Source organism: Staphylococcus sp. T93 (genome assembly GCF_016743875.1).
Classification (GTDB): Bacteria; Bacillota; Bacilli; order Staphylococcales; family Staphylococcaceae; genus Staphylococcus; species Staphylococcus aureus.
In genome coordinates this window covers 723,838-744,292 of the sequence record NZ_CP068247.1, presented here as the reverse complement: position 1 = coordinate 744,292, position 20,455 = coordinate 723,838, and the positions used below count along the sequence as shown (strand labels likewise).

The 20,455-nt window shown below is 32.2% G+C and carries 18 protein-coding genes; 1 reads left to right on the top strand and 17 read right to left on the bottom strand.

Annotated features, from left to right (window positions below):
• Positions 1–78: 78 nt before the first annotated feature.
• The 11 genes from JG553_RS03600 to JG553_RS03550 all read right to left on the bottom strand — a co-directional run bounded on the left by JG553_RS03600 (position 79) and on the right by JG553_RS03550 (position 13,366).
• Positions 79–897: an MIP/aquaporin family protein gene (locus tag JG553_RS03600; protein WP_001103743.1), complete on the bottom strand. Its 819-nt coding sequence runs from the start codon at positions 895–897 to the stop codon at positions 79–81.
• Between the two features lie 464 nt (positions 898–1,361).
• Positions 1,362–1,904, bottom strand: a complete 543-nt coding sequence (locus JG553_RS03595; protein WP_001077635.1) for a glycerol-3-phosphate responsive antiterminator — start codon at positions 1,902–1,904, stop codon at positions 1,362–1,364.
• A 5-nt stretch (positions 1,905–1,909) separates the two neighbouring features.
• Positions 1,910–3,919 (bottom strand): DNA mismatch repair endonuclease MutL, encoded by a 2,010-nt coding sequence (mutL, locus tag JG553_RS03590; protein WP_000516261.1) that lies wholly within the window; start codon positions 3,917–3,919, stop codon positions 1,910–1,912.
• A gap of 12 nt (positions 3,920–3,931) precedes the next feature.
• Positions 3,932–6,550: a DNA mismatch repair protein MutS gene (gene mutS / locus JG553_RS03585; protein WP_000073353.1), complete on the bottom strand. Its 2,619-nt coding sequence runs from the start codon at positions 6,548–6,550 to the stop codon at positions 3,932–3,934.
• A 302-nt stretch (positions 6,551–6,852) separates the two neighbouring features.
• The gene (gene thiW, locus JG553_RS03580; protein WP_000842277.1) at positions 6,853–7,344 is read right to left on the bottom strand and encodes an energy coupling factor transporter S component ThiW; all 492 of its coding nucleotides are present in this window, start codon (positions 7,342–7,344) and stop codon (positions 6,853–6,855) included.
• A 26-nt stretch (positions 7,345–7,370) separates the two neighbouring features.
• A complete protein-coding gene (locus tag JG553_RS03575) occupies positions 7,371–7,736 on the bottom strand; it encodes a YlbF/YmcA family competence regulator (RefSeq protein ID WP_000282388.1) in 366 nt (121 codons plus the stop codon).
• Positions 7,737–9,281 carry a tRNA (N6-isopentenyl adenosine(37)-C2)-methylthiotransferase MiaB gene (miaB, locus tag JG553_RS03570; protein WP_001001523.1) on the bottom strand — a complete coding sequence of 515 codons (1,545 nt, stop codon included), beginning with the start codon at positions 9,279–9,281 and terminating at the stop codon, positions 7,737–7,739. It abuts the gene before it with no gap.
• Positions 9,282–9,414: 133 nt separating this feature from the next.
• Positions 9,415–9,708 carry a thiamine-binding protein gene (locus JG553_RS03565; RefSeq protein WP_000655666.1) on the bottom strand — a complete coding sequence of 98 codons (294 nt, stop codon included), beginning with the start codon at positions 9,706–9,708 and terminating at the stop codon, positions 9,415–9,417.
• A 93-nt stretch (positions 9,709–9,801) separates the two neighbouring features.
• Positions 9,802–10,668, bottom strand: a complete 867-nt coding sequence (locus tag JG553_RS03560; RefSeq protein ID WP_000190144.1) for a 2-oxoacid:ferredoxin oxidoreductase subunit beta — start codon at positions 10,666–10,668, stop codon at positions 9,802–9,804.
• Positions 10,669–12,429 (bottom strand): 2-oxoacid:acceptor oxidoreductase subunit alpha, encoded by a 1,761-nt coding sequence (locus JG553_RS03555; protein ID WP_000804328.1) that lies wholly within the window; start codon positions 12,427–12,429, stop codon positions 10,669–10,671.
• A gap of 139 nt (positions 12,430–12,568) precedes the next feature.
• Positions 12,569–13,366 carry a TIGR00282 family metallophosphoesterase gene (locus JG553_RS03550; RefSeq protein ID WP_001222105.1) on the bottom strand — a complete coding sequence of 266 codons (798 nt, stop codon included), beginning with the start codon at positions 13,364–13,366 and terminating at the stop codon, positions 12,569–12,571.
• 173 nt (positions 13,367–13,539) lie between these two features.
• Between JG553_RS03550 and JG553_RS03545 the strand changes: the two genes are divergently transcribed.
• Complete coding sequence (locus tag JG553_RS03545) at positions 13,540–13,755, top strand: hypothetical protein (protein ID WP_000026308.1); 216 nt, start codon at positions 13,540–13,542, stop codon at positions 13,753–13,755.
• Between the two features lie 296 nt (positions 13,756–14,051).
• Here the strand turns inward: JG553_RS03545 and rny are convergent, their stop codons facing one another.
• From rny to JG553_RS03515, 6 genes are all read right to left on the bottom strand, one after another.
• Positions 14,052–15,611 (bottom strand): ribonuclease Y, encoded by a 1,560-nt coding sequence (rny, locus tag JG553_RS03540; protein WP_001050913.1) that lies wholly within the window; start codon positions 15,609–15,611, stop codon positions 14,052–14,054.
• Between the two features lie 353 nt (positions 15,612–15,964).
• Positions 15,965–17,008 (bottom strand): recombinase RecA, encoded by a 1,044-nt coding sequence (gene recA, locus JG553_RS03535; protein WP_000368166.1) that lies wholly within the window; start codon positions 17,006–17,008, stop codon positions 15,965–15,967.
• A gap of 164 nt (positions 17,009–17,172) precedes the next feature.
• Positions 17,173–18,324, bottom strand: coding sequence for a CinA family nicotinamide mononucleotide deamidase-related protein (locus tag JG553_RS03530; RefSeq protein ID WP_000020361.1), 1,152 nt, complete (start codon positions 18,322–18,324; stop codon positions 17,173–17,175).
• 226 nt (positions 18,325–18,550) lie between these two features.
• A complete protein-coding gene (pgsA, locus tag JG553_RS03525) occupies positions 18,551–19,129 on the bottom strand; it encodes a CDP-diacylglycerol--glycerol-3-phosphate 3-phosphatidyltransferase (protein ID WP_001025093.1) in 579 nt (192 codons plus the stop codon).
• Positions 19,130–19,162: 33 nt separating this feature from the next.
• Positions 19,163–19,555: a helix-turn-helix domain-containing protein gene (locus JG553_RS03520; RefSeq protein ID WP_000859443.1), complete on the bottom strand. Its 393-nt coding sequence runs from the start codon at positions 19,553–19,555 to the stop codon at positions 19,163–19,165.
• Positions 19,556–19,573: 18 nt separating this feature from the next.
• The gene (locus JG553_RS03515) at positions 19,574–20,401 is read right to left on the bottom strand and encodes a YmfK family protein (protein WP_000214890.1); all 828 of its coding nucleotides are present in this window, start codon (positions 20,399–20,401) and stop codon (positions 19,574–19,576) included.
• Positions 20,402–20,455: the final 54 nt, after the last annotated feature.

Genomic DNA, 20,455 nt, shown 5'->3' with positions numbered 1-20,455 from the left:
CTGTTAAATTTTGGCGAAAAAATAGCATAATCCATGAATCAAACATGTTAAATTATGCTATTTACGTTTCTTTTTATTTTAGTAAATTGATTCGATATCACCTTTTTTTGATGATTTATTTAAAATGTAACCTAAAATCAAAGTAATAATAACTACAACAATTGCAATTGCACAACCAATATTAAATGTATGTTTATAAAATACAGCGTATACCACTGCACCTAATAAACCACCGGCAATTGGTCCTAAGATAGGAACGATTGCATATGACCAATTTGAACCACCTTTACCAGCTATTGGTAAAATCGCATGTGCAATTCTCGGACCTAAATCACGTGCTGGGTTGATTGCATAACCAGTAGCACCGCCTAAACTTAATCCGATTGCAACAATTAATGCTCCGACAATTAAAGGATTTAAACCATCGGCAATTTTGTTTACACCGATAAATAAAATACCTAAAGTTAATGCCATTGTTCCGATAATCTCACTTAAAAAGTTGGCAAAGTAATTCTTAATAGCCGGTGCTGTAGAGAAAACACCTAATTTCGCGCCAGCTTCTTCTGTCGCTTTCCAATGTGGCAAGTACATTAACCATACAATTGTTGCTCCGACAATTGCACCTAACATTTGAGCAACAATATAACCAGGAACTAATGACCAATCAAAACTTCCGTCTAATGCAAGAGCTAAAGACACCGCTGGGTTTAAATGTGCACCTGAGAATTGACCGACAGCAAACACACCCATTGTAACCGCTAATCCCCATCCAGCTGTGATGACAATCCAATCAGCACCATTCGCAGCACTTCTCTTTAAATTGACATTGGCACAAACGCCACCACCAAAAAGGATTAAGATTGCAGTTCCTAGGAATTCTGCTAAATATACATTCATATTAAATGTCCTCCCAAAAAGACAAAGAGATTCCTACACTAGCAGTTTGGCTCGTAGAAATCTCCCGTCTCTATTCTATGTATTAACTTTTATTATATTTGTTATGATACTATCGATATGAAAGCGTTGTCAATGGTTTTTGTAAAAATTTTGTCAAATTTAATTTTTCAAGTCTTTATAAAAGTAGTTTAATTTGAAAACTAGAAATACCAATCCTAACTAATTTATTTATGACGCTCTTTTGTTTAATTGACATTCTTCAGCCATATTTTTTATGACTAGTTGCATTTTTTACTAATAAACACCTCTAAAACTTTAATGATTTTAATCGTTTTAGAGGTGCTAATTATTTTATTTGATTATTTTTTGTTTGATACCTACTGCATATCCCATATGAAAACGGCTTTTTTATTATGTTATATGACTAAATCTCGTGAAAAATGAAATTTTTGCAGACTTATGATTTACCAAAGTTTATCATAACTAGTAGTTACATATTTCGCTCCATTTTTAACAGCTTCATTGACTTCATCTATTGTATTAATTAGGCCACCTGCAATGACTTGTGTGTTTGTTTCTTTCTGAATATGATGAATCGCTTTACTCGCAACACCTGGAAGTACTTCAACAAAATCAGGTTCAACTTTTTTTATCAAATCTATACTGCGTTTCAATGCTTGACTATCAATAATAAATACTCTAAAAATCGTTAAAGTATTTAATGATTTAGCTTTTTTTATTACTTTAGATTTAGTCGATACGATACCTTTTGGCTTGTATTGCTGAATAATAAATTCACTTGCAAATTCATCGTGGCTTAAACCTTTTATCAAATCTATATGAATAAAACACTCTATATGATTTTGCTTCAGCAATTCCATAATACTTTTTATATGTCCTATATGCATATCTAGAAGCACACACATTTTATAGTCTGTTTTAATCAGTTTCTCTAAATCTTTAATGTTTCTTATAGCAGGCAATATGTTGTTATTCACTTGATTCATCCTCTCTACATCACACGCTTAAATAATTTTTCTAATTCGTATTTTGAAAAATTAATGATTATTGGACGACCATGTGGACATGTAAATGGATCTTCCGCTTCTCTTAATTGATCAATTAAATCAGACATTTCATGTTTTTGTAAATAATGATTCGCTTTAATGGATTTTTTACATGACATCATGATTGCTACATCTTCACGTAATTTTTTGATATCTACTTTTTTCTCTTCCAAAATTAGCTCAATCATATCTTTAATAATTTCTTCTACTTCATCTTTAGGGAACCAAACTGGATAGCTACTTACAATATAATCATGACCACCAAAATGTTCTAACATGATACCTACTTGTTGAAGCTCATTTTTATATTGATCAATGACTAATTGTTCATCTTTTGAAAAATGAAATGTTAACGGGATTAATAAATCTTGTACTTCATTGGTAACCTCACCTATTTTATCTCGAAAATATTCATATTTTATTCTTTCTTGAGCTGCATGCTGGTCAATCATGTACATGCCAAATTCATTTTGAGCAATAATATACGTTCCATGTACTTGTCCAACAATTTCCATATATGGAATTCTTCGTTTAGGGTCTTTACTTTTTGTTCCTTTAATATCGTTTACATCATAATAATCATCAGACGCTTTATTCTCATAATTTTGCACAGTTGTACCATCATTTGAATCAAATGTTTGATCCATTTCTTGTAAAATTTCTTGTTGTTTTTTGAAGTAGTCTTCATCTTTTTCACGTGTATTATTATAACCAGAAGATTCATCATCAGCTATTAAACTTTCAGATGTTTTCGTTACGAATGGATTATATGAATCTTCTTTTATAACTATCTCATCGTTTTGATTTTCTTCCATAAATGGCTTACTGTTACTTTCTTCAGATGAAAACGTCTTCTCTTGGTTATTCTCTGTGTTTTGTCTTTGTTCAAATTCGATTTTTTGTTGTTCGAATGAATGTAATACTTTATTTTTTTTTGGCACATAATCCAAGTTATTTTTAGGAATTAATATACGGTCTTTAAATGCTTCTTGTATTTTGCTCACAATCAATTGGTATAGTTGCTCTTCTTTTGATAAACGCACTTCTAGTTTTGTTGGATGAACATTTACGTCTACTAAGATTGGATCCATTTCAATATTAATATAACAAATCGGGAACCTACCTATTGTTAAGAGTGTATGATAGCCTTCTAAAATCGCTTTATTTAGCATAAAGTTTTTAATGTATCGTCCATTAATAAAAATAGAAATATAGTGCTTATTACTTCTAGAATGTTCAGGCTTTGCAACAAAACCTTCAATGTGATAATCACTTGTATCTCCAGATATATGTACTAAATCTCGTGCAACTTTCATCCCATAAATCTCTGCCATCACTTCATTAGTTCGTCCTGAACCATTTGTACTTAACATTGTTTTGCCATCTGAAATGAGTGCTATTCGAATGTCCGGATGGCTCATTGCCATTCTGTTGACAATATCTGTTATTTTACCTAGTTCAGTGTATAAACTTTTAATATATTTTAAACGTGCTGGTGTATTATAAAATAATGATTCTACAAGTATATCTGTTCCTTTTTTCGCTTTTGCAGGCTTATGATTTAATATTTCACCATTTTCTACATATATTTCATTTCCATTAGCATTATCCGTGCAAGTCTTCAATGTTACTTTAGCAACTGATGAAATACTGGCTAGTGCTTCACCACGGAATCCTAATGTCCTAATATGAAATAAATCTTCATCTTGATCTAATTTACTAGTCGCATGTCTATGAAATACTAATCCTAAGTCTTCCGCTTCAATTCCGCTTCCATTATCGACTACGCGAATAGATTGGACGCCAGATTCCTCTACTTCAATGCTTATTTCTGTAGCGCCTGCATCTATAGCATTTTCCAACAGTTCTTTCACAACAGAACTCGGTCTTTCAACTACTTCACCTGCTGCGATTTTATTTGCTAATGAGGTTTGGAGTTCTTTAATTTTCCCCATTTTGCAACACCTCTATTTTAATTGATTTTGTAATTCACTTAACTTCACCAATGCCTCAATTGGTGTCATATTAGATAAATTCAAATTTTTAATTTGTAGTTCAATCTCGCTTTTTTGATCATTTTCAAACAAATCAAATGATGCTTGTTCAAAGTCTTTTTGAGATAAAGTATCAGTTGTTTCTTCAACACTTAAGTTTAAATTTTCTTGATTAATTTCAGGTTCATTTTCGACCATTTTTAAATTTGATATCGATGATTTTTTACCAGCAGACGCTTCAAACTCGCTTAGAATCACTTGTGCTCTGCTAATAACTTTTTCAGGTAAATCAGCTAATTTCGCAACTTGAATACCATAACTATCGTCAACTGCACCATCTTTGACTTTATGCAAGAATATAAGTTCACCTTTATATTCATTAGCAGCGACGTGAACATTTTTTAGACTTGGTAATGCTTGATCTAATGTTGTCAATTCATGATAATGTGTTGAAAATAACGTTTTAGCATGTGATGTTTCAGCTACATACTCTATCATTGCCTGCGCTAAAGCTAAACCGTCATACGTTGAAGTACCACGTCCAATTTCATCGAAAATAATCAAACTATCCTCTGTTGCATAAGTTAATGCCTTTTGTGCTTCTAGCATTTCTACCATAAACGTACTCTTACCTGAAACCAAATCATCTGCCGCACCTATTCTAGTGAATATTTGATCAAATATAGGTAACACTGCCTCTTTACAAGGGACATAAGCTCCCATTTGGGCCATTATACTAATTATGGCAACTTGTCTCATATATGTCGATTTACCAGACATATTCGGACCTGTAATTAAATATATAAATGTTTCATTATCTAATCGACAATTATTAGGCACATAGTCATTATAATCCATTACTCTTTCCACTACTGGGTGCCTAGATTCCACTAATTCTAATGTTTTATTTTCACTAAATGAAGGCCTAGTGTAATTATATTTTTGAGCAATTTCTGCAAAGCTCTGTAAACAATCTAGCTCTGAAATAATTTTAGCTTGTTGTTGTAAACGTTCAGTATATTTTTTAACTTCTTCACGTAGCTGAACAAATAATTGATATTCTAATTCGATGGCTTTGTCTTCCGCACCTAAAATGATATCTTCTTTTTCTTTAAGTTCATCAGTTATAAAACGTTCAGCATTCGATAACGTTTGCTTCCTCATATAACCAAATTCACTTGGTTCAAAATTTTGCAAGTTGGCACGTGTTATTTCTATAAAATAACCAAACACTTTATTAAAGCTTATTTTCAATGATTTTATTCCTGTACGTTGTCTTTCTTTGGCTTGTAATTCTGCTAACCATGTTTTTCCGTTTTTTGAAGCTTCAAGATATTCATCTAATTGCGTATTAAAACCAACTTTGAATAGTCCGCCATCTTTAACTGAAATTGGTGGTTCTTCTACTAAACTCTGTTCTAATATATCAAGTAAATCATCAAGGGGTTCTAGTTGATTAACTTGTACAAGAGTATTCTGATTCATAGAATTTAGTAATGCTTTAATATTCGGTATTTCAGAAATGGAATGTTTAAGTTGAATTAAATCTCTCGCATTAACATTTCCGTAACTAACACGCCCAACAAGACGTTCAATATCATACACTTGATTAAGATATGTTCTTAAGGTGTCTCTTTCTATGAAATGAGCACTAAATTCATCAACGATATCTAATCGTGCTTCAATTTGTTCTTTACTTATTAGTGGTCTATCTATCCATTGTTTTAAGCGGCGTGCTCCCATTGGTGTTTTCGTTTCGTCCATTAGCCAAAGTAGCGTTCCTTTTTTTGATTTTAATCGAATGCTTTCCGTTAACTCAAGGTTTCTCTTAGCATAAAAATCCATTTTCATATAATCTATAGCTGCATATTGAACAACATCCTCGATATGCGATAAATCACGTTTTTGTGTATGATGAATATAATCTAGCAATAATTGTGTCGCTTGATACATTAATTTATGTTCAGTTTGATTCACACTATAGATTTCTGATGATAACGTTTCCCTGACTGTTATTGTTTCTGTCACCATATTAATTTGTCTTTTTAAATTATCGGAAATATTGTCATTGATAACAACTTCGTTAGGGTTTATCGTCGTAATTTCATTTAATAAAGTCGCTTCATCATTAAAATGTGTAACCTTTAATTCGCCAGTAGAAACATCACAGTAACTAAGCGCAATTTCAGGTTGATTCATAACAAAACTTAAAATATAGTTATTTTGTTTATCATCTACACCACCTTGCTCCATCACAGTTCCTGGAGTCACAATTCTTACTACCTCACGTCTAACCATACCTTTCGTTTGTTTCGGATCTTCCATCTGTTCACAAATAGCTACTTTATATCCATTATTAACAAGTGTATCTATATAACTATCTGCAGAATGATACGGAACACCACACATCGGAATTGGATTTTCTTTTTTAGCATCTCTTTTAGTTAAAGTAATTTCAAGTACACGTGATGCCTCCTTGGCATCTTCATAAAACATTTCATAGAAATCACCTAGTCTAAAAAATAATAAGCAATCTTGGTATTCTGATTTTATTTTTAAATATTGCTGCATCATTGGTGTAACATTAGACATATTATTTCTTCACAACCCTTGTCTCTTTTTAAAATTTGTCTTTACAATATATTCGTTTGTAAGCTTTTTAATTATTAATTATTTAACTTATACATTTTAACATACTTACTTTTACAAACCTATTCATACCATATAATCACGAAGCATCTTAAATGTATAAGAAAACGCCTCAAACCTAATAAAATGTGTCAATAGCATGTTTAGAATTAAATTAAAATTCTAACATTCAAGACATTTAATTAAGTAAGGGCGTTCAATATTAAAATGAACAATGACTCTGTTTGAAATCATATATCATAAAATTATTTTATAAACCTTTGAAGAATACCACGTTTTTTTAGAGTAATTAATAAGAAATAACTTATAATAGATCCGATAGCACTTGAGACTATGAACGTAATCATTAACGGTTTAATGAAGAAGTCTTGAAGCCCAAGGAAATATGCTAATGGTATACAAATTAAACTTCCGATGACACCAGTTCCAAGTACTTCACCGACCGCGGCCATAAATATATGTTTACGATATATGTAAAACATACTAGCCAATAAAACTCCAATCATACTACCCGGAAATGCAAAAGCTGTACCAGTACCAAAAAGAACTCTTAAAATTGATGATATAAGCGCTTGAGCTAATCCATACCAAGGACCTACTATGACCGCACTTAATACATTTACAAAATGCTGTACTGGTGCTGCCTTAACTGGTCCTAGAGGAATGATGATAATACTGCTTAATACAACATTTATTGCAATTAAAAGTGCAGTTATAGCCAGTTTTCTTGATTTCATATGATTGTTCTCCTTTTTGTTTGTAATTAATCACTATGCTTGGCTTTATTATGGTCATTTAAACGTGTTTCCATTGTTGATACAAACATTTTCAATAATTGATTCGCTTCATATTGTGAAGTTTGAAACTGTTCAACTATGGGCAATGTATTTATTTCTGCTTCTATACTCTGAATGGTATGTTCCGACTGTTCTAGCGCATTTTGTTTCCCGTAATTTTGAAAGTTTACTGCTTGTTTTTGATGCTTTTTTAACATATCCATTTTAGTCTTTATCGTTTGGTTCTGATGAATCTGTGCTTCAATTTGTTGATATGTTTTGATAGTATCCAAATTTTTAATTTTATTTGCAATATTATCCGCTTGGTTCAACACGTCATCTTTATTATACATTTATTGAATCACCATTTCCGGCTCTACTTCCTTTATAAAACTGCCATTTAATGAATACTGTTTAGCTTCATCTATTCGTACTTCCACTAGTTTACCAATCATTTCTTTAGGCGCTTTGAAATTAACTAGCTTATTTTTATCAGTGTAGCCAGCAAGAACCTGATCATCTTTTTTACTACTTCCTTCACAAAGTACTGTTACAGTTTGTCCTTCGTACTTACTCATAGCTATTTGTGAATAATGACCAACTTTTTTATTCAAACGTTGCAATCGTTCCTTTTTGACATTTAAAGGTACATTATCTTTCATTTTAGCAGCAGGCGTACCATCACGTTGTGAATACAAGTACGTATATGCATGTTCAAAACCAACTTCATCATACAGAGTTAAAGTTTCTTCAAATTGTTCCTCTGATTCATTTGGATACCCTACAATAATATCTGTAGTTAATGCTACATTAGGAATTCTATCTTTGATTCGTTTTACTAAATCCAAATAACTTTCTCGTGTATATTTTCTACCCATTATTTTTAATACTGCATTATTTCCAGATTGAACTGGCAAGTGGATATGCGGAACGATATTACCACCCTCTGAAATAACATCAATCATGTGATCTGTAAAGTCCCAAGGATGACTTGTTGTGAAACGAACTCTTGGAATCGCTATTTTAGAAATTGCTTGTAAAAGATCTCCTAAGTCATATTCTATATCCTGTAAATCTTTACCATAAGAATTTACATTTTGACCTAAAAGCGTTATTTCTTTGTAACCTTCACGAGCAAGTTCACGTACTTCATCTATAATGTCTTCAGGTCTACGGCTTCGTTCTTTACCTCTTGTAAATGGAACAATACAATATGTACAAAACTTATCACAACCATACATAATATTGACCCATGCTTTAATGTTGCCTTCACGGACTTTTGGAAGATTTTCAATAACGTCTCCTTCTTTAGACCATACTTCAACAACCATTGCTTTAGATAAGTATGCTTCTTCTAAAATTTCTGGTAAATGATGAATATTATGTGTACCAAATATCATATCTACATTTTGATACGATTTTAAAATTTTATTCACTACTGACTCTTCTTGTGACATACAACCACAAACACCGATTAAAATATCAGGTCGTTCTTTTTTCAAATGCTTCAAATTACCTATTTCACTAAACACTTTGTTCTCGGCATTTTCTCTAATCGCACATGTATTAATTAAAATAACATCTGCAGTGTTAATATCAGTCGTTGCTTGATAGCCTAATGCTTCAAGTATACCAGCAATGACCTCAGTGTCATGTGCATTCATTTGACATCCATATGTTTTAATTAAAAATGTACGCTCGTTCCCCATACCGCGATATTTTTCATCAATTTGGAAATCTCTATTATAACGAACTTCTTGTTTACCTCTTTTTTTCGCTTCTTTTAAATTAGGCGGCTGATAAACATGTTCAAAATATTTACTATAATCTTTTTCTGCTTTCTTATCTCTCTCAGCTAAAACATCTACAGAACTTGCTTTTCTTTGTTCTTCGTTCACTTTACAAAATCCTTTCTATTTGCCCGTATCATTTAATAATTATATTAAATTTAACTATAAAGTGCAAAAACAGTTAAAGTTATACGTCATCTCTAACAAGCCAATTCAAATCCAGTTTACTTCACTTTTAATGTTATTCATCATATTTTTCAGTTAAAGTTTCAATAGTGATGCCATCTGGCACATGATAAAACTTAACTTGGCTAATAATACTTGGACATTCAAGTTCCACCATTCGTTCATTTAATGATTGTATTAAAATTAAACATTCATTCATATTTCCTTGTACTGTCGTTTCTAACGGACCTACTCTAAAATGCAAACCAGATTCGTCAATTATTTTAATCGCCTCGTCTACGTAAGGTATAACATTGTCATTGTTTGGTGTTTTAGGAATTATTTGTATACTCATTAATGTGTCTTTCATTTTTAAAAACTCCTTTATTTTTTGTAATAGTAAAAAACTGAGTAGCATAAATGGATCTGTTATAAATACATTTATACGACTCAGTTTTAATTATTAAATAAATTGTTCAGTTAATGCATTGAAGGTGTCTTCAGTAATTTTGATATCTCTTTTAGCAAGTGGTGTATCATCTAACTCTTTAATTTGAGATTCATATGATGGTGTTTCTTTATCTTGATAAACAATACCAGTTACTAAAGATTCATGTTCAATAACAGTTTTAGTCGCTAATTGTTTATCTGTAGAATCATAATTTTCAATGTCATCAACACTTGTTAAATGTTCTTTAAACCAATCGTATGTGTTAATTTTATTATAAGTCACACATGGTGAAAAGACATTAACGAATGAAAATCCATCATGATTAATTGCATCTTCAATTAGTTTTGTTAATCCTTTAATATCGCTTGAAAAACCTTGGGCTACAAATGTGGCACCAGATGATAATACTAATTCTAAAGGCGCAACATTTTTTTCTATATTACCTTTTGGCGTTGTTTTAGTAACAAATCCTACTGCTGATGACGGCGATGTTTGTCCCTTTGTCAAACCATAAATTTGATTATCCATGACTATATACGTCATGTTCATATTTCTTCTTAAAGCATGGATTGTATGCCCCATACCTATAGCATAACCATCACCATCTCCTCCCGATGCAATAACAGTTAAATCTTTATTCGCCATTTTTACACCTTGAGCTAAAGGTAATGCACGTCCGTGAATAGAATGAACGCCATAAGAATTAATATATCCTGAAAGACGGCCAGAACATCCTATACCGGTGATGATAGCTACTTCTTCAGGTTCTAACCCTATATTTGCGGCTGCTTTTTGAATTGCAGCTTGTACTGAGAAATCGCCACATCCGGGGCACCAGTTAGGCTTAACATTATTTCTAAAATCTTTAAATGTCGCCATCTATACCATCTCCTTTATTTCAGTAGCAATTATTTTGCCTTTTTCTTCGATTTCATGTGGTAGGAAAGGTGTCCCATCATACTTTGTATAATTTTCAATCTTATCATGAATATTGACATTCATTTTTATAATACTAGCCAATTGTCCTTGATAATTGTGCTCCACTACAACGACTTTCTTCGCTTTATTAACTGCATCTTGAATAACGCTTGTTGGGAATGGATGCAATTGTCTAATTTGTATAGTGTTAACTTTTATGCCTTGTTGATTCAAACGGTTACTACCTTCTTGAATTGCACCTTTTGTAGAAATAAAACCGATATAAAGAATATCTGCATCCTCATGTTGTAAGTTAGCTTCTACTGGCGATTCAATTAGTAACTGCTCAATTTTACGCATTCGTTTTTCCATTTGTTGTTGTCTATTTGACGCAGATTCACTAGGTTTACCTTCTTCATTGTGTTCCACACCAGTTATATGATGAATACCTCCTTTAACACCGGGGATAGGTCTAGGAGAAACACCATCGGATGTTAACGCATAACGCTTGAAATAACCTTTATCATCTTCTTCACGTTCAATATCAGATTGAATGATTTCACCACGTTTAATTTCAATACGATTATAATCTAATTTTTCAACAGTTTGTTTACCTAAAGATAATTGCAAATCACTTAGAACTATAACAGGGCATTGATATTGTTCTGCTAAATTAAATGCTTCCATAGTTAAATAAAATGCATCTTCTGCATCTGTTGGTGCTACAACAATTTTTGGAATATCACCATGTGTACCATAAATCATTTGCATTAAATCTGACTGTTCTTGTTTCGTAGGTAATCCAGTAGAAGGTCCACCTCGTTGGGTATTAATAATGACTAATGGCGTTTCAGTCATACCAGATAATCCAATTGCTTCCATCATTAAAGATAAACCTGGACCAGCACTAGCCGTAAACGCTCTGACTCCACCATAATTTGCACCAATAGCCATAGTTACAGCAGCAATTTCATCTTCTGTTTGAATAACCGCTCCGTTTACTTTAGATATATTGGCAATCATATATTCCATAACTTCAGACGCAGGTGTAATAGGATATGCCGCCATAAATTGTGAACCTGCAGCAATTGCACCTAATCCAATGGCATCGTTACCAATCATATATAGATGTGGTAGTGCATCTGTTGACTCTAATTCAAAGTCCCCGTAGATTTCAGGTAAGCGAGATTGCATTAATTGATAACCTTCGTTTAATGCTTGGATATTGACTTCAACTACCTTGTCACCTTTTTTAGAAAACATATTAGTAATAAGTTCTTCAAATGTATTTGTATTCAAATTCATCAATGCGCTAGTAGCACCTATTGCAACCATGTTTTTCATTAATGCTGTACCTAATTCTTTAGCGGTTGCTGTAAAAGGTAATTCAATAAGCTGTGCATGACATCCTTCTGGTTTCACAGGTTTAGCCTTGGCATCAGCTAAAATAATACTGTCTTCTCTCATTTCATGATGGTTAACATCAATTGTTTCTTGGTCAAATGCAATCAAAATATCTAAATCATCACTAATTGCATGAACAGGCGTCGTAGAAACTCTAATTTTATTATTCGTATGTCCACCTTTGATACGACTTGAAAAATGTCTATATCCATATAAATAATATCCTTTTCTATTCATAGCCGTAGCGAAGATTTCCCCAGTTGATTCAATACCTTCGCCTTGTTGACCGCCAACTTTCCACGATAATTGTGGTTTCATAGTTATATGCCTCCTATGGATATATTTCATATTAAATGATAACAAAAAGAACCACCGATTTACTATGTAAACAGTGGTACTATATTAAATTCATACTAATGGACGATAGGGTCCAATTCGAATGTTTACTTACGTAATTTTAAAATGTTGAAAATGGATGGTCATCATTTATCAATATACGTTCGATGTGCTTTGTTTTACCTTCTTTGTCTAAATCAATAACAACACCAGATAATACACTTCTACCTTCATTTGGAACAACATGTCTTTGTGGCAAACTAGTGATAAAACGCTCAATTACCTCTGTTTTATTTATTCCTAAAATGCCATCATAAAAACCTGTCATACCAACATCCGTTATATACCCTGTCCCCTTTGGTAAAATACGTTCATCTGCTGTTTGAATGTGTGTATGCGTTCCAACAACAGCGCTAGCTCTACCATCTAAATGCCATCCCATTGCATACTTTTCAGAAGTTGTTTCTGCATGAAAATCAACAAATATAAACGGAGTTTGTTCTTGTGCTTCCTTGACTAATTGATCTGCCTTTTTAAAAGGATCATCAATATCTGGCATAAACGCTCTTCCTTGCAGATTAATAACTGCAAGTTTAATATCATTAATTTGTATAAATCTCATACCAATTCCCGGCGCTTCATCCGGAAAATTCGCTGGTCTTACTAGTCGTTTTGCTTCATCTATAAAATCATAAATTTCACGTTGACCATATGTGTGATTACCCATAGTCATGAAATCTACACCATTTCTTAGTAATTGTTTATATATTTTTTCAGTCAAACCTTTACCATGTGCTGCATTTTCAGCATTTACAATTGTAACTGTTGGTTTATACTTTTGCTTCAGTTGAGGTATGTACGTTTCAATTGCGTCTCGTCCAATTTTACCTACGATATCCCCTATAAACATTATTCTCATGTTTTGTTCATCCTCTCATAAATACTAGTTTAATTCATACGTTCTAATATTTAAAGTAAATATTAAATTCTTTGAATTATTTTTCTTCAATTATAGAGAGACATTACTTTGTCTGAAAACTTCAATATGTTAGTATTAAGACATCAAAATAAATAGGAGTTGTAAATAAATACATGTCTATTAATATTGATCCAGAAAAATTTGCAGAATTAGTGGTTATGTCTAACCCATCAAAATTCGAAGATGCAGAGGATATAGCTAAAGAAAGTTTAAAGCTTTACATTAATGCATATCGTTTAGCAGAGAGATATTCAACAATTGCAACAAATTGTTATGATACTGCAGAAGTTATAAAAGAATTAAAGAAAACAGATTTACAATTAAAATAACTCAACTTAGAAATAAATCCTAATTAATATTGCAGAAGAGAAGATGTGTTACATCTTCTCTTCTTTTTTATTGGATAGAAAACCAATCATCTTTATAGGTTTACATAATATAAATATAGTAATTACGAAGCCTAAAACATTTTTATTAAAAGCAATAACTTCTTATTTAATATAAGGTCCGTCTTACTTTCAAATAACTACTGTTTAATATAGTTATTACCGATAAAGTGCTGTCTAACTAGATTAAGACTACAACTTAAAAAAGCTCCCTCACTAATTTGTGAGGGAGACAAAAATTATTTCGCATATTCTACTGCTCTAGTCTCTCGAACAACTGTCACCTTGATATGACCAGGATATTGTAATTCATCTTCAATCTGATTTTTAATATCTCTAGCCAATCGATAAGATTTTAAATCATCAATTTCTTCAGGAGATACAATCACTCGGATTTCTCTACCTGCCTGAATCGCAAATGCTTTTTCTACACCATCATAACTTTCTGATAACGTTTCTAAACGTTCTAATCGACGAATATAATTCTCTAATGTTTCTTTTCTTGCACCTGGACGAGCCGCAGACAATGCATCTGCAGCAGCAACAAGGATAGATATAATAGATGTAGGTTCAACATCACCATGATGAGAATGGATTGCATTAATAACTGTTTCATTTTCACCATATTTTTTCGCTAATTCTACACCGATTTCAACATGACTACCTTCTACTTCATGATCAATTGCTTTACCAACATCATGTAAAAGTCCAGCTCGTTTCGCTAATGTCTCATCTTCGCCTAGCTCAGCAGCTAACATACTAGCAAGATGCGCAACTTCAATTGAATGTTTAAGTACATTTTGACCGTAACTCGTACGATAGTTTAAACGCCCTACAATTTTTACTAAGTCAGGATGCATATTATGTGCGTTCACTTCAAATGTAGCTTGTTCACCTGCTTCTCTAATAATATCGTCTACTTCTTTTCTAGCTTTTTCGACCATATCTTCAATTCTACCTGGATGAATACGTCCATCAGATACTAAGTTAACAAGTGCTGTTCTAGCAATTTCTCTTCTTATTGGATCAAAACCAGATAATATAACCGCTTCTGGTGTGTCATCAATAATTAAATCAATGCCAGTTAAAGTTTCAAGTGTGCGGATGTTTCGTCCTTCTCGTCCAATGATTCGACCTTTCATCTCATCATTAGGTAAGTTAACTACTGATACCGTTGATTCACTTGTGTGATCTGCTGCTAATCTTTGTACTGCTGTAGCTAATAATTCTTTTGCTGTTTTATCAACTTTTTCTTTAGCTTCTTTTTCTTTTTCTTTAACAAGTACTGCAATATCTTGTGACAGTTCTTCCTCTACTCTTTGAAGTTGCTCATTAATAGCTTCTTCTTGAGTGAGACCGGAGATGCGTTCTAATTCTTGTTCATGCTTCATTATTAACGTTTGAACACTACTCTCTTTTGCATCTACTTGTTGTTGTTTTTCTTCAATTTTTGATTCTTTTTGCTCTAAAATCTCATCTTTTTTATCTAATAGATCAGATTTGCGCTCTAAGTTTTCTTCTTTTTGAAGAAGTCGGGTTTCTTGTCTTTGAAGTTCGCTACGTCTTTCTCGTAGTTCTGCTTCAGTTTGTTCTCTTAGGATTTGGTTTTCTTCTTTTGCCTCAAGTAATTTCTCTTTTTTGATATTGTCAGCTTCTTTATGTGCTTGATTTACAATATCTTCGGCAGTTTGTCTAGCTTGTGATTGCTTTTGAAGCAACAAATTTCGGGCAACAACATACCCTCCAACAACTCCTAGAATGATCCCCAGCAAAATGAGTAGGAGGCTTAATAAATTCACACAAACACCTCCTTTTCTAGGGTTTGCTCTTTATATGAAATTCAATATGACTTTATGAAATTATATATAAATCATACAAATTAATTGTACGGTTTATAGGAGATAAGTGTCAAGTTATCAATTTGCACTTTTGCACTATATTGAATGCTATTTCTACTATTTTCTAAAGTTTTGAAGCTCGATTATAAAACTATTGATAATGTAATAATAAATAAAATAAAAAACCTTATAGTCTCGATTTGTAGTGTATCCCATAAAGTTAGATATTATTCTAGCTTTATGAGATGAATATCACTTTCAATCAATCCTATAAGGATATTTGCTAAGTTTAACTATAGATATAAATTTGTGTACTATTCTTCGTCAAATAATGACTTTGGTGCATCTTCTGTTTCTTCAACATCACCATCAGATATACCTAATTTTTCTCTCAATTTACGATCAATTTCTTCTTTAATTTGTGGATTTTCTTTCAAGTACATTTTAACATTTTCCTTACCTTGACCCATTCGTTCGCCATTGTAAGAATACCATGCTCCTGATTTATCAACGATGTCGTTTTCAACACCTAAATCAATAAGTTCACCCTCTTTAGAAATACCTTGTCCATACATAATATCAACTTCAGCTACTCTAAATGGTGGTGCCACTTTATTTTTAACGACTTTAATTTTAGTTCTATTACCTACAATTTCTTGTCCTTGTTTAAGCTGTTCTGCACGACGTACTTCTAGTCTTACTGAACTATAGAATTTTAATGCACGTCCACCTGGTGTAGTCTCTGGATTACCGAACATAACACCAACTTTTTCACGAATTTGGTTGATGAAAATAGCAGTTGTATTTGATTTAGAAATAGCACCTGAAAGTTTACGTAACGCTTGTGACATTAAACGAGCTTGTAAACCAACGTGAGTGTCTCCCATTTCTCCTTCAATTTCAGCTTTAGGTGTTAAAGCAGCAACTGAGTCTACAACTACAATATCAACTGCACCACTTCTAACAAATGCTTCGGCGATTTCAAGACCTTGTTCACCATGATCCGGTTGCGATAAATATAAATTATCGATATCTACGCCTAATGCTTGAGCATATTCTGGATCTAAAGCATGTTCAGCATCGATAAATGCTGCCACCCCGCCATTACTTTGTACTTCAGCAATAGCGTGAAGCGCTACTGTTGTCTTACCAGAACTTTCAGGACCATAAATTTCAATAATTCGTCCTTTAGGATAGCCACCTACACCTAGCGCATTATCTAATGTAACTGAACCAGTTGATGTAGTTGAAACTCGGCGACCTATATTGTCACCCAACTTCATTACGGCACCTTTACCGAAAGATTTCTCCATATTTTTAATTACTGTATCTAAAGCTTTTTGACGATCGTTATCCAAAGCGAGACCTCCTAATTGAAATTGCTATCTTTTAATTATCTTACCAATACTATACAAGGATTCAAAATAAAATACAAGTGTTTTGCGAATATTTGTTCGTATAAAATCTTGAAATCAAAACGCAAAAACGAACAAACGTGCTTATATTTTTATCGATAATACAATTAATTTGTTGTTCTAAGCCAATTTAATAATCTTATGAGCGCATAATTTTGACTTCTGTTCTTTAATAAATTTCTAGATTTAGACATTTTAAATTGCTCAGTTTTAAATTCAAAGTTATTATCATAGCCTATATGAACTACACCATCATACTCTAATAGAATAATTGCTGATGACACATTAAACAATTTATTAACAAATTGCACTGCATCTTTTAATTGCTGCTCAATAGGTTTATTAATATCAACAAAGTTTTCATTGTGATTAATCATACCCTTTAGAACATCGTTTAAATCCACTTCTTTCAATCGATGATATAAAGCACCATTAGTAATACCATCATATATTACAAAAGGTTCATGAATTTTCTTTATTACAGCTTGCTCAATTAATGTGTCATCTGAACCATAATAATATTCTCCAATACGATCAAGAATTTCTTGTTTAACAGGTTGAATCAATGATTGTGCTTGTTCTTTTGAGTCGGCATTTGCAGTCAATCTAATATATACTTCATGACTTCCCGCCAAAGGCGCAATCGTAGGATTAGTCTGTTTATCGATAAGATCTATTAATATTGTTTCTACTTTAGATTCACCTATTCCCGCAAATCTTAATAGTTCAGAATGTATAATTCGATTATGGTTTATAAAATGTGACAACAATTCATTTTTCACCATTGGTTGCATTTCTTTCGGTGGACCTGGTAATAAAATAATTTGTTTGTTTTCAAAATTCACCATCATTCCTGGAGCCATGCCATGATGATTTGTTAATACAGTTGAACCTTCAATTACTAAAGCCTGTTGTTTATTATTAGGTGTCATTTCTTGTCCTTGTTCCTCAAAATAGCTTTCAATATATTTTAAAGAAGGCTCATCAATAACTAAATCTTTACCAACAATCTGGGCCACTGTATGCTTCGTTAAGTCATCTTTCGTAGGACCTAAGCCACCTGTTAAAATAACAGTATCATATTTTTCTAGCGCATGACGTACACTTGATTCTAAACGTTTTTTATTATCTCCAATAACTTTATGTTCTAATACATTTTGTCCAATTTCATTAAATACTTTAGATAGAAATTGTCCGTTGGTATTAGCGATTTGACCTAGCAATAGTTCTGAGCCTACAGCAATAATGGCAATTGACATTTATATCCCCCTTGTATCGTTTAATTCATTTTTTCATGTATTTCATTTAAAAATTCACATCAATTTTAGATTCAATGTATCAGATGCTACTACAGATTTTCCCTAAAAAAATGAACAAATATTGTTTTACAATATATCATTATAAACAATTGCGTGGCTAATTTCTAAAATTGGGATTAAAAAAACTAGATTCCATATGAAAATGAAATCTAGTATAAACAAATATTTATTTTTGTTTAAAAACATCTCTACCTTTATAAAAGTATTCAATACCAGATAAGATAGTAAAAATAACGCCAATGTATAATAAAATTTGTCCTAATGACAAACCAATCAATGTTGCCAATGGATCACCTAATAACAACCAAGTAATTGCTACCATAGTAACTGCTGTTTTAATTTTACCTAATTGACCAGCTGCACTTACGAATCCTTGTTCAATTTGTAGTAAACGTAAACCAGTTACGGCAAATTCTCTGGCAATAATAATGATTGCTACTACAGAATTTGTTAGTCCTAGTTGCACAAGTACAATTAAAGCACTTGCAACTAATAATTTATCCGCTAATGGATCCAAAAATTTCCCCATATTTGTAACTAAATTCCATTTTCTAGCTAAATAACCATCAACAAAATCGCTAAGGGAAGCCAATATAAAAATAAAACCACTGATTAATAACTCAATTCTTATTTCATATCCTCCTAGAAATGACACATTGCCAAATCCAAAATCAACTAACGCAAACAATATAAAAACTGGTATTAACACTACTCTAAAAACCGTAATCTGGTTCGGAATATTCATTATACATCCTCATTTCTCACTAATTTATTTCTGTTAAAATATTAAAACTAACATGATCCATAACAATAAAGTTATTAAAACTGTAATACCCATGATTACTAATAATTGTATTGGCTCTTTTGATTTACTCTTATAATCTAAGTCTTTATTATTATTGAAAACTGTAATTACTTCGTCCCATTCGGCTTGGTTCGATGGAATTTCATCTTGATGAGCTTGAATTAATTGGTTAGGTTCAATATTTACTACGCTTGCATATTTTCTAATAAATCCTTCGCTGTAATTTTTATTCGGTAGTTGATCGAATTCATTATTTTCAATATGCACTAGCATTTCACGTTTAATTCCAGTACGTTGCTCTAATTCTGTTAAAGTCATTCCTAACCTTTCACGTCTACCTTTTAGCGCTTCACCGACCGTTTTCAATTCATAGCCTCCTTACACTTACTCGAAGAAACCAAAACCACCACCAAACGGATCTCCAAAATCTAAATTATTCTTACTTTGGACTGTCTGTTTCTTCATTTCTTCGTAATGTATTTCTTGATTTTCATTTTCTCTCAATTCGATAATATAGTCAAAATCTTCCATTGTACAAGTACTTGTTTCAACAAATAAATCTGGATGTTCAACGACTTTGATTGATGGTAACGTCATAACTTCGTTAACAAGCTCTTGATGTTTTGGATTAGATTCTCTGGCAGTAACTGCACCATCAATAATGTATACATGATTGGCATCATATTCCCCTTTAATTAGAGAGCTACGTACAGTTTGTTTTATTAAAGTAGAACTAATAAATAACCATCTCTTATGTGCACAAACACTTCCCGCAACAATTGATTCAGTTTTACCAACCCGTGGCATACCTCTAATGCCAATCAACTTATGACCTTCTTCTTTGAACAATTCAGCTAAAAAGTCTACTAACAAGCCTAAATCTTCACGCTCAAATCGAAAGGTTTTCTTATCTTTTGCATCTTGCTCAATATATCTTCCATGTCTTACTGCAAGACGGTCTCTTAATTCTGGTTTTTTAAGCTTTGTTATTTCAATTTCATTTATACCACGAGCTATTTGCTCAAAACGTTCAACTTTTTCAAGATTGTCTGTTTTAATTAAAAGGCCTCGTTTACCTTGATCAACACCATTAATTGTAACAATACTTATACCTAACATACCTAATAAACTAGATACATCACCTAAAAGACCCGGTCTATTAATTTCAATTTCGTATTCTAGGTACCATTCTTTTTTCTCTGCAACTGTCATGGTGAACCTCACCCCTTGTTTAATTAACAAATTATGATTCATTGTAATATTCAT